The sequence below is a fragment of the Microbacterium sp. STRO-1N genome (genome assembly GCF_057748015.1).
In genome coordinates, this window is sequence record NZ_CM173234.1 from 2,516,858 (window position 1) to 2,531,485 (window position 14,628).

Below are 14,628 nucleotides of genomic sequence, written 5' to 3' on the forward strand. Positions count from 1 at the left end.
CCGCGAATCGCCGCGTCGCCAGCGTCGAGGCGACTATCAGCGACCCCTGCCCGCCGACGTCAACCGCCAGGGGCCGCGAATCGCCGCTTCCTGTGCCTCGAAGCGACCGAACGCGACCCCTCCGCGTCCACGGAGGGGTCGGGCGGCGCGCCACCGGCCCGGTCTCGCCACGCAAGGGGCCGCAAATCGCCGCTTCCGGCTAACCGAGGCGACCAGACGCGACCCCTCGCGAAGCGCGGGTCAGGCCGCGGCGCCCACGACGATCCGCGGCGTGCCGGCCCACAGCGTCGCGTCTGAGGCGTTGCGTCCATCGACGAGAAGCTTCACGCCGGGGATGCTCGACGGAGCGAGCGTCTTGTAGTCGGCGTGATCGGTCTGCAGGATCGCCAGCTCAGCGGCATCCCCGATGGCGTACGGCTGGAAGCCGAGCGCGCGCAGTTCGTCGTCGGTGTACAGCGGGTCGTGCACGGAGACGTCGGCTCCGCGCTCGGTGAGCGCCTTCACGGTCGGGAAGACGCCGGAGAACGCCGTCTCCTTCACTCCCCCGCGGTACGCGGCGCCGAGCACGACGGCGCGGGTCCCGGTGAGGTCGCCGAGGATTCCGGCCGCCTGCGCGACGAGGCGCTCCGGCATCGAAGCGTTCAGCTGGCGGGCGACGCGCACGATGTCGGCGTCGGGATCCGTGGAGAGGTAGAGGCGCGGATAGACCGGGATGCAGTGGCCGCCGACGGCGATACCCGGTCGGTGGATGTGGCTGTACGGCTGCGAGTTGCAGGCCTCGATGACCTTGTAGACGTCGATGCCGTGCGATGCCGCGAAGAGACCGAACTGGTTCGCGAGGCCGATGTTGACGTCGCGGTAGGTGGTCTCGGCGAGCTTCGCCATCTCGGATGCCTCGGTCGAACCGAGATCCCAGACACCGTTCGGACGCGGCAGGTCGGTGCGCTCGTCGAACTGCAGCACGGCTTCGTAGAACTCGCGTGCGCGGCGGGTGCCTTCGGCGGAGAGTGCGCCGATGAGCTTGGGGTACTTGCGGAGATCCTCGAAGACGCGTCCTGTGAGCACGCGCTCGGGCGAGTAGACGACGTGGAAGTCCACGCCCTCGGTGAGCCCGGAGCCCTCCTCGAGCATCGGCTTCCAGCGGGTACGGCTGGTGCCGACCGGGAGGGTCGTCTCGTAGGAGACGAGCGTGCCAGGGGTCAGGTGCTCGGCGAGGGAGCGGGTCGCGGAGTCCATGTACTTGAAGTCGGGCTCCCACGTCTCGTCGTTCACGAAGACGGGTGCGACGAGGACGACGGCATCCGCGCCGGGGATGGCCTCGGAGTAATCGGTCGTCGCGCGCAGCTTGCCGGCGGGGATCAATTCGGCGAGACGCTCCTGCAGGTGCGCTTCGCCCGGGAAGGGCTCCCGTCCCGTGTTGATCGTGTCGACGGCCTTCTGGTTGACGTCGACGCCGATCACATCGTGACCGGAGGAGGCGAACTGAACAGCAAGGGGAAGCCCGATCTTACCCAGGGCCACGACGGCGATACGCATGGGTTCCAGTCTACGGGGCCGTGGATGCGGCAGCGGTCAGCAGCGTCTCCACGACGCGCTCGGCAGCATGCCCGTCGCCGTACGGTGCGACGTCGGTATCGGCCGGACGTGGGCGGCTGACACCGGCGGCGATCTCCTCGGCAGTGTTCGCGAGGACGTTCCAGCCGAGTTCGATCGTCTCCACCCACTCGGTCTCGGTGCGCACCGTCGTGCACGGCACCCGAAGCAGGAATGCCTCCTTCTGCAGGCCCCCCGAGTCTGTGACGACACCGGCACTCGACAGCGCTGCGGCGATCAGGTCGGCGTATGCAAGCGGCGCATGAGCCACCAGCGATCCCTGGTTCAGGTCGATGCCGTGCGACGCCGCCTTCGCGACCACACGGGGATGCGCGAGCAGGATGACCGGCTTGTCCAGACCAGCGAGCCCCGCGGCGACTTCGGCGAGGCGTGCAGGATCGTCCGTGTTCTCGGCGCGATGAATGGTCGCGACGTAGTAGCCGCCCGGCTCGAGACCGAGCTCTTCGAGCAGCACGGACGGAGTCTCCGAGACCTCGTCGCGTACCTCGAGCAGCACGTCGGTCATGACGTCTCCGACGAGGACGGTGCGGTCCTTCAGACCCTCTGTGGTCAGGTGGTCGACCGCGACCTGGGTCGGTGCGAGCAGTAGATCAGCGGCATGGTCCGTCATGACGCGGTTGTGCTCCTCCGGCATCCGACGGTTGAAGCTGCGAAGGCCGGCTTCGAGGTGCGCGACCGGAATGTGCATTTTCACGGCACTGAGGGCCGCTGCCACGGTCGAGTTCGTGTCGCCGTAGACGAGGACCCAGTCCGGTCGGTGCTCGTCGAACACGGCATCCAATGCGGCGAGCATCGCTCCGGTCTGTACGCCGTGCGAGCCGCTGCCGACTCCGAGGTGGACGTCGGGTGCACCGATCCCGAGTTCGTCGAAGAAGACGTCCGACAGCATCGGGTCGTAGTGCTGGCCGGTGTGCACGATCACGTGCTCCACTCCGGCGGCCTTGGCCGCTTTGTGGATGGGAGCGAGCTTGACGAACTGAGGGCGGGCACCCACGACACTGACGATCTTCATGATCGTTCAGCGTACCGACCTAGAATGAACCTCGATGACGATCTCGCCGCCCGCTCCCGCGACGAAGCGCCTCGATTCGCTGACGGGTCTGCGATGGTGGGCGGCGTTCGCGGTGTTCTTCTTCCACCTGCGCAATCTCATTCCGCTTCCCGGTCCGATCGAGGCGATCGCTCAGTTCGGCTATCTCGGCGTCACCTTCTTCTTCGTATTGTCCGGCTTCGTCCTCACCTGGTCGTGGCGCCCGACCGTTGGCATCGGCACGTTCTACTGGCGGCGTGTCGCCCGGATCTTCCCTCTGCATCTGGTCACGCTCGGTCTTGCGATCCCGGTCTTCTACAGTTTCGCTCCGGATGCGACCCAGAGCTGGGTCAAGCCTTTTGATCTGGGCGTTCTTGTCCTCAGCCTCTTCCTGCTGCAGGGCTGGTCCAGAGATCCATCAGTGCTGTTCTCAGGGAATCCGGCGGCGTGGACATTGACAGCGGAATTGTTCTTCTACGCCCTGCACCCGTTCATCATGAGACCACTACGGCGGCTGGGCATTCGCTCGGCACTCGGGGCTGCGCTCACAATTCTGATTCTGAGCGTCATCGCCCGCATCGCATTCCTGTTGGATCCGGCCAGCCTTCTCGCGGGTCTGCCCTGGCCCGTGCTTCGGCTCAACGAGTTCGTGATCGGAATGAGTCTCGCCTGGGCATTCAGAGCCGGGTGGCGTCCACGCCTCAACATCTGGATCCCCGTGCTGCTGATGACGCTCTATCTGGGCGGGCTGATCGTGCTCGGCCGGCAGCCGGCGGCGAAGCCATTGCTCGACCTCTCCGCTGGATTCGTCAGCGAGGTGATGACGGCTCTGTTCGCGCTCCTCATCTGCGCCTTTGCAGCTCGTGATCTGAGCGGTCGTGCACGCATCTCTCGTTCGCGCCCCCTCGTCGCGCTCGGTGAATGGTCTTATGCGTTCTACCTCGTCCACGCGACGCTGATCTACGCGGCCCGAGAAGTGTTCGGTTATCTGCCATTCGACGCCAAGGGCGTAATCGTCGCCCTCGCTGTCCTCGCGTCAAGCATCGCGGCAGCATGGCTGCTCCACATCGGCGTCGAGCGCCCCTCCGAGCGCGCCCTGCGCAATTGGCAGAGCCGCTGGCTGCTCGAACGCGACGCTCGCCGACCGACGAACGCGCACAGCGCACCCGGGTAGCATCGAGGACGTGTTGACCGAGCGAGTACTCCTGTGAGCGCGTCCGCGCGTCCGCATCTGCTCTATGTCGCGTGGGGATTCCCACCGTGCCGTGGTAGCGGCGTCTACCGAGCGTGGGCGACGGCAAACGCGTTCGCCTCCGCAGGCTGGGACGTGACTGTGTTGACCGCACCACGGGAGACTTTCACGCTGTACACGGGAACGGATCCGTCACTCGAACGATCAGTCGACCCATCGATCGAGATCATCCGGGTCCCGTTTCACGGCGCGCGGTTCGACGACGACCTCCGTTCCTGGTCGCGCACCCGCGCAGCAGCCCCCGAGTTGTGGAACGTGATCAACGCCCGCAAGGAGTGGCGCTCGTTCCCCGAGCGCTCTTACGGTGGCTGGCGGAACGGTCTCGAGGAAGCAGCGCTGGCTGTGCATGCCCGGCATCCCGTCGACCTCGTTCTCGGCTCAGCCAACCCGCACGTGGATTTCATACCGGGCTGGGTTCTGCACCGCAAGCATGGCGTGCCGTACGTGATGGACTATCGCGATGCCTGGCAGCTCGATGTGTTCACCGGTGAGCGGCTGTTCGCTGAGGACAGTCCGGTCGCGCGCTGGGAACGTCGACTGATCGAGAACGCTCTTGCTGTCTGGTTCGTGAACGATCCCATTCGCCAATGGCACGCCGACCTGTATCCTCATGCAGCCGACCGCTTCCAGGTCGTCGCCAACGGCTACGACCACCCCCCCGAGGTCTCCCCTGCTGAGAAGGGCGCGAACCGCGTGGATGACGGGATCGTCTTCGGGTACATCGGCACGATCTCGTCTGCCGTCCCCATCGACCGCCTGATCGAGGGATGGCGTATCGCGAGGTCGGAGTCACCGATCCTGTCAAGGTCTCGTATCGAGCTGTGGGGCCATCTCAACCACGTCGGGGGCCCGGATGAAGCGCTCGCCCGACAGCTCGAGGATGCCGCCGACGAGGGAATCACCTACCGCGGACCAGTGATGAAGCGGGAGATCGGACGAGCCTACTCCCGCTTCGATGTCCTGCTCCTGGTTCTCGGAACCGGCCGCTACGTGACCAGCGGGAAAGTGTACGAGTACGCGGCAACGGGGTTGCCGATCGTGTCCGTGCATGACCGGGGCAACGCCGCGAGCGATGTGCTCCGAGAGTCACCGTTCTGGTTTCCTTCAAGTGATCTCACCCCGACCGGGATCGCTTCGGCATTGGTCGAGGGCGCGCACGCCGCTCGGACTCAGCGCCCGGCGGACCGCGACCGCGCTCGTGTCTGGGCCGAACAGTTCCAGCGCGCCCAGCAGCTGGATCCGCAGATCGAAACGCTGACGATGGCGGTCGCCGAGCGCAGAGCAGCGGAGCCTTCCCGGTGATCGCCGAGACGCAACAGCCCCACCTGCTTTACACGGCATGGGGATACCCACCCTCGCGAGGTAGCGGAGTCTATCGCGCCTGGGCCACTGCGAACGCCTTCGCCGAGGCCGGCTGGCGGGTCACGGTTCTGACCGTTCCTCGCGAGTTCTTCGAGACGACCACGGGGATCGACGTCACGCTAGAGGCGCAGATCCACCCCGATATCCGGATCGTCCGCGTCCCGTTCGAATCCCCGGGATTCGTGAACGACCTGGCTGAGTGGTCCTGGTTGCGCGCCACCTCGCCAGAGCTGTGGAACGGCCTGAACGCGCGTCGCGGCAAGCGGAGCTTTCCAGAACGGAACTACGGGGTGTGGCGACCCCTGCTCGAGGAAGCGGCGCGGCGAGTACATCTGGAGACACCTGTCGACCTCGCCATCGGCACCGCGAATCCGAACGTCGATTTCCTCCCCGGCTACGTGCTGAGCACCGAGTATGGTGTTCCCGCCGTGATGGATCATCGGGACGCCTGGTCAGTCGATATCTACTCAGGACGACGGACTCTCGACCCACGAAGCCGTGCCGGGAAATGGGAACGGCGACTGATGGCGGACGCCGAGCAGGTGTGGTTCGTCAACGAACCACTCCGAGATTGGCACGCCCAGCAGCATCCAGATCTAGCCGCACGGTTCCACGTCGTCGAGAACGGATACGACCTCGATCTCGATCTTCCGCCGGCCACGCCATCCTCCGGTCGCGGGCTCAGCTTCGGGTATATCGGCACCATCTCCGGAGCGATTCCCCTCAACGAACTCGTCGATGGATGGGAATTGGCTCGTCGGCGCGACGAACTCGTCCGCGCGTCACAGATCGACCTGTACGGGTATCTGAACCATCTCGGCGTACCCGGGCAGAACATGGTCGAAGCGATGGAGAGGTTCGAGCGAAACGACATCCGCTATCACGGCCCCGTCGGCCGTGCTGAGATCGCCGCCACCTACGCACGATTCGACGCTCTCGTCCTCACGTTCGGCTCGGGCCGGTTCATCACCGGCGGCAAGGTGTACGAGTACGCCTCGACCGGTCTACCGATCGTCTCAATCCACGACCCCGTCAATGAGACGACGCGCACGCTCGCCGACTATCCCGGATGGCATGGTGCGTCCGCCATGACCGCGGACGCTATCGCAGACGCCTTCATCGCGACGGCCGCAGCGGCCAGAGATCAGACCGAAGAGCAGCGCATCCAAGCGCGAGCCTATGCGCGGCGCTACTCGCGCAAGGCGCAGCTGTCGCCGCGCATCAGCGAACTTCAGGAACTGATCGCTCGTCGAAGAAAGGAAGCCTCCTCGTGAGATTGCTCGTGATCGCTCCCAGCGGTGCCGTCGCCGCTGCTCTTGAATCCCTCCAGATACAACCTGAGGATCATGTCGATGTCGTCACCGCGACGAGCTGCGATGCGCAGGGATCGAGCGTCTCGCTGATCGGGCTCGGCCCGTCCGCGCTCCCTTCGAGGGGCCGGATGGCTACGACGCTCCAACGTTCCGTCATCGGACGGAACATCCTGCGCCTCACTCCGCTCGACGGTGGACGCCGCTTCGCGAAGGCCGCTCGCCGCAACCGCGACTTCCAGACATCGACCGCGGAGGCCGACCTCATCGTCGCCCTCGAGCGCGACGCGATCCTCACTGCGTGGAAGGCGCTGCGCTCCTCGACCCGACCGGGCGTACGAGGCGTACACGGTCTTGCTCCGGCGCGGGCACTGCTCGCGGCCGGTCGCTAGCCCGCTTCACGCCCTCCGAGGCGCCGGAGGATCCTGCGCTCGACTTCGATGTCCTCATCGGAGGACAACGTGACCGCCGCAGCATCCGATGCCTGTTTGAACGCCGCAATGCGCTCCGGCGTGAGAGCACGGATCGCGGCCGCGAAATCTTCCGCCGAATAGCCGGCAGTGATGACGCCGAGACCGTCTTCATTGATCAGTCGGTCCGTCTCGACGGACGGGCCGAAGACGAGCCCGAGGCGCGCCTGCACGAAGTCGAAGAACTTGTTCGGCAACATGTAGCGGTGATTCGGAGTGTGCGGCGGGAGCAGGAAGACGCCGAGGTCATACGCGTTCAAGGTATCGGGCAGCAGATCGGGCGCCACTGGAGGGTGAAGCGTCGTCCGTTCACTCGCTTCGATGCGCGCCGACAGCTCTCGCCAGTACGCATCGCCCTGACGCGACCCGATCAGGTAGAGATCCAATGTGCAGCCGTCGCCCACGAGCTCGACCCCGTCGATCAGCGCTTCGATGTTCCGGCCCGGTACGGCACCGCCGCTGTGGACCAAGCGCACGCGTTGCGGCTCGAGCTCGGTCGGTGCCAGATCGGAACGATACGGGATCGCATTGCGCACCACTTCGGGGCGGATGCCGAAAGCCTCCACATACATCTCGGCGATCGACTCGTTGACGGTCGTCGCAGCATCCACGCGAGGCAGGTACTGCGCGCAGATCCAGCGCATGAAGGGCGCGACGAGAAGCCGCCACGACACCACGTGGGTGCGTTCCTCCGGCGCCCACTCGTGCAGATCGCACCAGATGCGCGGCGAGCCGCCAACGCTGAAAGCCAGCGGGAGCGCTCGAGCTTCGTTGGCCACCACGATGTCGAAGCTCTGTCCGTCGATGGCTTTGAGAGCCGCGCTGATCGCCGGCGCCTGCACGGCCACCGACCCGAAGCGTCGTAGCAGCAGTTTCACGACTCCAGCGGGCGTCTGCGGTAGCGACGGCAGATTGCGAGGGATCTCGAGGTGGTGGTCCGCCCCGTCCGGCCGCGGGCCGTAGGCGAGGGTCGTCACTTCTCCGAACTGCCGTAGAACGCCGAGTTGGCGCAGTACACGGGAATCCGCCGTGATATCGGAGAACGAGATGCAGAGGATACGGGGGCGGCTCATACGGGAAGGACCTCCTGGGCTCCGAGGAATGGGGCGAGCACACGCGCGGATCGAGCACCGTCGTGCACGGCTCGTACGAATTCGGGCCCTCGCTCTGCGCGCGAAGTCCAGGATTCGCGGTCTGAGAGCACGTCCTCGATGACTTCGCCGACGTCCGAGAATCGAGATTCCACGATCGGAAGCTCAAGTCCTGTGCTCCGACGCACCCGGTCTCGCACCTCGTCGCTCACATGCCCGATCACGAGACGGCCGGCAGCCATGGCTTCGCATGCGGCGACGCCGTAGTCGCCGAGGCGGAACTGATCCAGGACGATGTCTGCGTTGCGATACAGGGCAGGCATCTCCTGCGACGGGACACCCTCGACCCTGCGGTACTCGATCAATCCCTGAGATTCGAGCGTGCTCAGTTGCTCATCGAGACTCGGATCACCCTTCATCGGCGAGTTGCTCGGGGCATAGGCGACGACGGGACGTTCGCGCTGCAGTGGCGGCTCGGCGCCCTGCCAGACATCAGGTTCGACCACTACCGGCAGCCACTGAGATCCCGGGAGATCGAGCAGGCCCGGCGTAGAGACGAAAACCGGCATCCCAGAGCCCTCGAACATCCGGTGACGCTTCAGCGCGTTCTCTTCCAGAATCCGGACGTCGGCTTCCGGGTAACGACCATTCACGCCGAACGGTGAGTCCTGCTCGATGAGTGCGTGCTCGCTCGGCACGCGGATGTCCGTTCCATGCCACAGCAGGCCGACCGTCACACCTGCGGAGCGCACCTGGTCCGCGATCTGCCGTGGAGTACGGCCGGGTCGCGACCCGTACATGAACCGCCCGGATTCCAGCAGCACATGAGAGAACTCTCCCACGATCGCGTCGCGCTGCCTGCGCTGCCAGCCGTGAGCGAAGATGAAACCGCTGTCCGGGACTGCGACGTCGGCGGGAAAACCGAACGCCGAGGTCCTGGCGTTCGACGTCATGAGATTGGATGCCGTGACGCCCTGCAGATGCTCCTCCGCGGCGCGCGCCCACCGATACGCTTGTCCTGCGGAATTGACCGGGGCGATCAGCAAACGCACGGCTGCGGCCTCGCGAGGCTGCGCAACCTGCATCTGATCCTGATCCCACCCGAGCGACCCCGGAAGCAGCCTTCCGAGGAGTCGGTCGGGCACGACGCTCAGTCCCGCCCTCGCAGCAGCCATGACAAGAGACCTCACGTCGATTCCCCCTTCGCGGCGGTCCGAGAAGCATCCGCGGCGCTGACCATGGTCGCGGCGGATCGGTCCCAACTGCGATCCGGCATCGCCCTCGGTTGGATGCCGAAGAGCGAGCACATCTCGGAGACATCAGCCCAACTGCTGCTCATCGGTCCCGGTGCGACGACGACGCTGTCGGGTCGCGGCAGGATGGAGTTCAGCAGCATTCGCGTGCTGACGGCTACTCCCGCGCCCAGATTCACGACCCGGTAGCCGGGCGACGCGACCGTCAATGAGGCGCGCAGGAGGTCGACGACGTCATCCTGATGGACATAGTCCCTGACGAATCTGTCCGGCTCCGTGAGCTGCACCGGCTCCGCGGCGACCGCATGGATCAAACGCTGCACCAGCGAATCCGGGAACTCGGGTCCTGCAACATTGAAGATGCGCAACGCCAACACGGATGCGACCCGGCTCTGATCGACGAGATCAGCGAAGATGCGCTCCGAGCGCTGCTTGGAACGCGCGTAGGGGCTGGTCCCATCCAACGCGGAGTCCTCGGAGCGGGCATCTGTGGCGCCCGCGCCGTACACGGCAGCCGAAGATGCGAGCACCACCCGTGCCAGGCCGGAGGCAGCGGACGCGACCGCGAGGTCGATCCGTTCGTTCGTCGCCTCCACCTCGTCGCCGCGCTGCGCAGCAGCCAGGTGGAGCACTTCCGTCGCACCGGACTGTGCGACGATCTCGGCGAGCCGCTGCGAGTCGGTCAGGTCGATCAAGATGTCGTCGGCACGGGGCTCGGCGCCGTGCGATCTGGCGAGTGAGATCACCCGGCACCCGCGAGCGCGCAGGTCCGCGACGACGAGGCGGCCGATACGGCCGTTGCCGCCTGTGACGATGACCGGGTCCGGCAGTACGTACTGCTGCTGGCGTGCCGTCATACCGACGCGCGTTCCTTGATGTTGAATCCCATGTCCCGCAACGCCGCAAGCGTCTGCTCATCGGTGCATTCCCCTGACCGGATCGCAGCGATCAGCTCCCGAATACGGGTCACAGGGACGTCCATCTCGGCCTCGACCTGAAGGATGAAGACCTTGCTGTTCGCGGTGCTCGTCGCCAGTTCCGGATTGTAGGTGAGCTCTTCGTAGAGCTTCTCCCCTGGACGCAGTTCGGTGACGTCGATGCGCACATGGGGCGCTGTGGCGCGCACGAGGCTCTCGGCCAGATCCATGATCCGAACCGGCTCGCCCATGTCGAGCACGCAGATGTCTCCGTTGGCTCCGAGCAATGCCGATTGAATGATCAGTTGAGCGGCCTCATCGATCGTCATGAAGTAGCGCGTCACGTCGCGATGCGTGACGGTCAAGGGGCCGCCGGCCTCGATCTGGCGCCGGAAGGTCTCCATGACGCTGCCGTTGCTCTGGAGCACGTTTCCGAACCGGACGGCGGTCAGCTTCGTGCTGCCGGATCGCTGTGCGAGATCGCCGAGGAGCAGCTCTCCGAGACGTTTGGATGAACCCATGACGTTCGCCGGACGGACGGCCTTGTCCGTCGACACGTACACCGCGTGACTCGCACCGATCGAGATCGCCTGTCGAAGGACGTTCTCCGCTCCGAACGCGTTGTTGACCACCGCCTCAGCGGGGTTGTCCTCCATGAGCGGGACGTGCTTGTACGCGGCCGCGTGGAACACGAGCTCTGGCCGGTGCTCCGAGAAGATACGCGCGATCCGGTGCTCGTTCTTCACATCGGCGACGACCACCCGGAGGCGCTCGTTCTCGAGGCTGTTCTCCAGATGGAACAGACCGTTCTCCCACCAGTCCACCGCGACCACCTGGGCGACGCCGAGCGTGAGAAGGTGCTCGACGAGCCGGGACCCGATCGATCCTGCTGCTCCGGTGACGAGGACCCGCTTGCCCGCGACCATGCGCTGCGCGTCGAGCAGGTCATGCTTGACAGGTTGCCTACCCACCAGTTGCAAGACGTCCACGTCGGTCAGATCGCTCACGCTCACCGACTCGCTGCTGATCGTCTTGTAGGTGCGGGGCAGGATCGACAAGCGCAGCCCGGTCTTCTCCAGCCCCGAGAGGAAATCGCGGAGGACCTTCGCATCGACCGTCGGGATGGCGAAGTAGACGGAATCGACATCGTGCTCGCGCACGACGCGGTTGACGTCGGCGAGGGAGCCCAGCACCTCCGGAGAGCTCTTCAGGTCATCGAGGAAGCCGACGATCTCATGCCCGTGTGCTCTGGCGTCCGCGGCGATTCCGATACCCGCTACGCCGAATCCGACCACCAGGACTCGACGACGCCTTCCTCGTTCGGCGTCCGGTTCGTTCACGTGCCGATCCTAGCTTCGGCGCTCTTGCCGAGGAATGGCGCGAGTACGCGTGACGCGAGGGCACCGTTGTGGACGGCCTCGACATAGTCCGGACCGCGCTGGGCGATTTCGCGATAGTGCTCCGGCCGCGCGGCGACGTCGCGGAGCGCCTCGCCGATCGTGTCAGGCGTGGCCTCGACGATCGGAGCATCGAGCCCCGTGATCTCCCGGATGTGGTCGCGCACCTGATCGTGCAGATGCGCGACGACGAGGCGTCCGGCCGCCATGGCTTCGATCGATGTCGTGGCGTAGATGCCGAGCGCGAACTGGTCGAGCACGACGTCCGCCTGCGCGTATCGCCCGGGCATTTCGGATGCCGGGACCTTGACGATGCGCTGATAATCGATGATCCCGTCCGCCGACAGGCGTTCGACAACGGGTTCGATGAGCGCGGTGCCCTTGACTGCCGGGTTCGTCGGAGCATGCAGCACGATCGGAACTCCGCCGGTCAGCGCTTCGCGATCCGAGTGCCAATCCGATGGGTCGATCACGATCGGCAGCCAGACCGCATCCGGCCAATCGCCCAGCAGCTCCGGGGTCGCGACGAAGGACGGGACGCCGAGGCGCTCGAACAGGCCACGGTTCCGAAGCGCCTTGGTTTCGAGGTCGGCGATCCACGCACGGTCGCCGTCGCGGAACGGCGACCATCGGTCCAGTTGCGCGTGCCGGCTGGGCAGCCGCAGATCGGTTCCGAGGCTCGCCAGCCCCACCTGGAGGCCACGGCCCTGCAGCCAACGCGCCTCCCGCTCGGGGAAGCGCTCGAACGCCAGCCCGAAGATGGGCCGCTCGGCCTCGAAGATCACGTGCGTGAAGCCATCGGCGACCGCATCGCGCTGACGACGAGCCCACGTGCCGGAGTTCAGGAAGACCCGTTCGGACACCGAGTAGTCGGCAGGGAAACCGAAATCGCCGCTGGCACGGTACTGCATGTTGACCGCGCCGACGCCGGGGAGCCTCTCCGCCGCCCGCGCCCAGTGGTAGCCCTGCGCGGCGAAGTTCGCCGGCGCCGTGTACAGACGCGTGTCTCCCGTCGGCGCCGCGACCGGCGGGGGCACGTCCGCGAGCTCGAACTTCCGATCGGCAGGACGCAGCGGCACGGAGAGACGATCCGGCAGCATGCCCACCGCTCTCCGATAGGCGATGCGCGCCTTCGTCGACAGCGTGCTCATGCGAGTCCTGCCAGTCTCGCCTGCGCCGCGAACTCGGCGCTCGCGGCGACCACCTCATCGAAGGTGCCCTGCGCTGTGACGGTGCCGTCGTGCATGAACAGGACGATGTCCGAGTCGCGGATGGTGCTGAGCCTGTGTGCGACGGCGATGACGGTCACATCGCCGCGCAGGTCACGGATCGCATCCGCGACGTCCGCCTCGGTCTTCGTGTCGAGCGCGCTGGTCGCCTCATCCAGGACCAGGATGAGCGGGTCGCTGTACAGTGCGCGGGCGATGCCCAACCGCTGCCGTTGGCCTCCCGAAAGCGTGAGCCCGCGTTCGCCCACGCGAGAAGACAGCCCGTCCGCGCGCTGCTCGATGACGTCCCAGAGCTGAGCGCGGCGCGCCGCCTGCTCCACGCGCGCGAGGTCGAGATCGTCACCCCAGGTCAGGGCGATGTTCTGCGCGACCGTGCCGTCGAACAGCGTCACCTCCTGCGGAACATATCCGACGTGGGTCCGCCACGCGGCCATGACATCCTCGAGCGGCAGACCGTCGATCTTGATCGAACCCTGCGTCGGCGTCAGCAATCCGAGCAGCAGGTCGATGAGCGTCGACTTCCCGGCTCCGGAAGCGCCGGCGATGCCGACGGTGGCTCCCATCGGGATGCTCAGGTCGACGCCACGGACAGCCGGGCGATCGCTTCCGGGGAACGTGAACGCGACGTCCTGCAGATCGAGCTGCTGCGGCTCGCCCGGGAGCGGCTGCTTGCCGAGGATCTCCTGATCCGCGAGGAACTTCTTCGACGCCTCGATGTCGGTGATGACGGCATCCACATAGGGTGCCGAGGTGATCGTTCGGGTGATCACCGACTGGAAACCGGTCAGCGACGGCACCAGTCGGAAGCCGGCGATGCCGAACATCGCCACAGCGGAGATGGTGCTGTTCATGTCGCCGCCGGAACTGATCATCGCAGCGCCGCCGACGATGACGAAGCCGCCGATGATCGCCGCATCGAAGATGAACCGCGGAACGGTCGCCAGGAAACTGGAGTTCGCCCGAGCCTGGGCGGTCTGCCGACGGTTGCGCTCCACGACACTGCTCACCTCGTCAGCCTTGTCGCGCAGCGTGATCTCCTTGAGAGACGCGACCATGCCCGAGATGAGAGCGGCGACGCGGAGTGCGGAATCGCGCGCCACCCGAGCCGCCTGACGCGTCTTGCCGCTGAGCACGAAGTACTGCAGCAGCGCGATCCCGCCGAGGTACACGATGGTCACCAAGGCGGTGATCGGCTGCGAGACGATGAGTACCGCGACGACGCCCACGCTGGTGACGATCAGCCCCGGAAGCGTCGTGATCGGCAGGAGGAAGCCGGCGACCACGTTGGCGATGCCGCTGTCGGACATGGCCACGATCTGAGCGCTGTTGCGCGAGATGCGATCTGTCCAGGACGCTCGGATGTAGGCGCCGAACAGTTCCTGGCCGACGCTGAGCTCGAACGAGGCGAAGCGGCGCGTCGCGATCCACTGTAGCCAGACGTTGGCGGCGGACTTTAGGATCACGATGGCAGCGAGCACGAGGATCAGCACGAGGGACTGATCCGCCGAGATCGTGCCGAGCAGCGGCAGTGTGATGTCCGCCTGGGTCACGCTGGCGGCGAGTGTCAGTGCCATCAGCATGAGCGCCACGACATCGATCAGTGAGAGCACGGATGATGTCAGCGAATATACGAACAGGAATCGACGGGCCGACGCCGGGAGGAACGGCATCAGTCGTCGGAGAGTGCGGACGATGAGATTCAT

At 66.0% G+C, this 14,628-nt stretch carries 12 protein-coding genes; 4 read left to right on the forward strand and 8 right to left on the reverse strand.

What is annotated here, in order from left to right; translation table 11 throughout:
• Positions 1-240: 240 nt before the first annotated feature.
• Positions 241-1,536 (reverse strand): nucleotide sugar dehydrogenase, encoded by a 1,296-nt coding sequence (locus tag AC3ANJ_RS12200; protein ID WP_488316527.1) that lies wholly within the window; start codon positions 1,534-1,536, stop codon positions 241-243.
• 10 nt (positions 1,537-1,546) lie between these two features.
• Positions 1,547-2,626, reverse strand: coding sequence for a non-hydrolyzing UDP-N-acetylglucosamine 2-epimerase (wecB, locus tag AC3ANJ_RS12205; RefSeq protein ID WP_488316528.1), 1,080 nt, complete (start codon positions 2,624-2,626; stop codon positions 1,547-1,549).
• A 112-nt stretch (positions 2,627-2,738) separates the two neighbouring features.
• On the opposite strand from wecB, the gene AC3ANJ_RS12210 reads away from it, so the two are divergent.
• The 4 genes from AC3ANJ_RS12210 to AC3ANJ_RS12225 all read left to right on the forward strand — a co-directional run bounded on the left by AC3ANJ_RS12210 (position 2,739) and on the right by AC3ANJ_RS12225 (position 6,960).
• Positions 2,739-3,818 carry an acyltransferase family protein gene (locus AC3ANJ_RS12210; protein ID WP_488316529.1) on the forward strand — a complete coding sequence of 360 codons (1,080 nt, stop codon included), beginning with the start codon at positions 2,739-2,741 and terminating at the stop codon, positions 3,816-3,818.
• A 153-nt stretch (positions 3,819-3,971) separates the two neighbouring features.
• Entirely contained in the window at positions 3,972-5,198 is a 1,227-nt protein-coding gene (locus tag AC3ANJ_RS12215; protein WP_488316530.1) for a glycosyltransferase, read from the forward strand.
• The gene (locus tag AC3ANJ_RS12220) at positions 5,195-6,532 is read left to right on the forward strand and encodes a glycosyltransferase family protein (RefSeq protein WP_488316531.1); all 1,338 of its coding nucleotides are present in this window, start codon (positions 5,195-5,197) and stop codon (positions 6,530-6,532) included. Before AC3ANJ_RS12215 ends, AC3ANJ_RS12220 begins: the two co-directional genes overlap by 4 nt.
• 167 nt (positions 6,533-6,699) lie before the next feature.
• Entirely contained in the window at positions 6,700-6,960 is a 261-nt protein-coding gene (locus AC3ANJ_RS12225) for a hypothetical protein (RefSeq protein WP_488316532.1), read from the forward strand.
• On the opposite strand, the gene AC3ANJ_RS12230 is transcribed toward AC3ANJ_RS12225, so the two are convergent.
• From AC3ANJ_RS12230 to AC3ANJ_RS12255, 6 genes are read right to left on the reverse strand one after another with little or no spacing between them, the layout of a single operon-like run.
• Positions 6,957-8,111 carry a glycosyltransferase gene (locus AC3ANJ_RS12230; protein ID WP_488316533.1) on the reverse strand — a complete coding sequence of 385 codons (1,155 nt, stop codon included), beginning with the start codon at positions 8,109-8,111 and terminating at the stop codon, positions 6,957-6,959. The genes AC3ANJ_RS12225 and AC3ANJ_RS12230 overlap by 4 nt on opposite strands.
• Positions 8,108-9,304, reverse strand: coding sequence for a glycosyltransferase (locus AC3ANJ_RS12235; RefSeq protein ID WP_488316534.1), 1,197 nt, complete (start codon positions 9,302-9,304; stop codon positions 8,108-8,110). Before AC3ANJ_RS12235 ends, AC3ANJ_RS12230 begins: the two co-directional genes overlap by 4 nt.
• Before the next feature lie 11 nt (positions 9,305-9,315).
• A complete protein-coding gene (locus AC3ANJ_RS12240; protein WP_488316535.1) occupies positions 9,316-10,239 on the reverse strand; it encodes an NAD-dependent epimerase/dehydratase family protein in 924 nt (307 codons plus the stop codon).
• The gene (locus AC3ANJ_RS12245; protein ID WP_488316536.1) at positions 10,236-11,639 is read right to left on the reverse strand and encodes a polysaccharide biosynthesis protein; all 1,404 of its coding nucleotides are present in this window, start codon (positions 11,637-11,639) and stop codon (positions 10,236-10,238) included. Before AC3ANJ_RS12245 ends, AC3ANJ_RS12240 begins: the two co-directional genes overlap by 4 nt.
• Positions 11,636-12,847: a glycosyltransferase gene (locus AC3ANJ_RS12250; protein ID WP_488316537.1), complete on the reverse strand. Its 1,212-nt coding sequence runs from the start codon at positions 12,845-12,847 to the stop codon at positions 11,636-11,638. The genes AC3ANJ_RS12245 and AC3ANJ_RS12250 overlap by 4 nt, the downstream gene beginning before the upstream one ends.
• On the reverse strand, positions 12,844-14,628 hold the full coding sequence (locus tag AC3ANJ_RS12255; RefSeq protein WP_488316538.1) for an ABC transporter ATP-binding protein: 1,785 nt from the start codon (positions 14,626-14,628) through the stop codon (positions 12,844-12,846). The genes AC3ANJ_RS12250 and AC3ANJ_RS12255 overlap by 4 nt, the downstream gene beginning before the upstream one ends.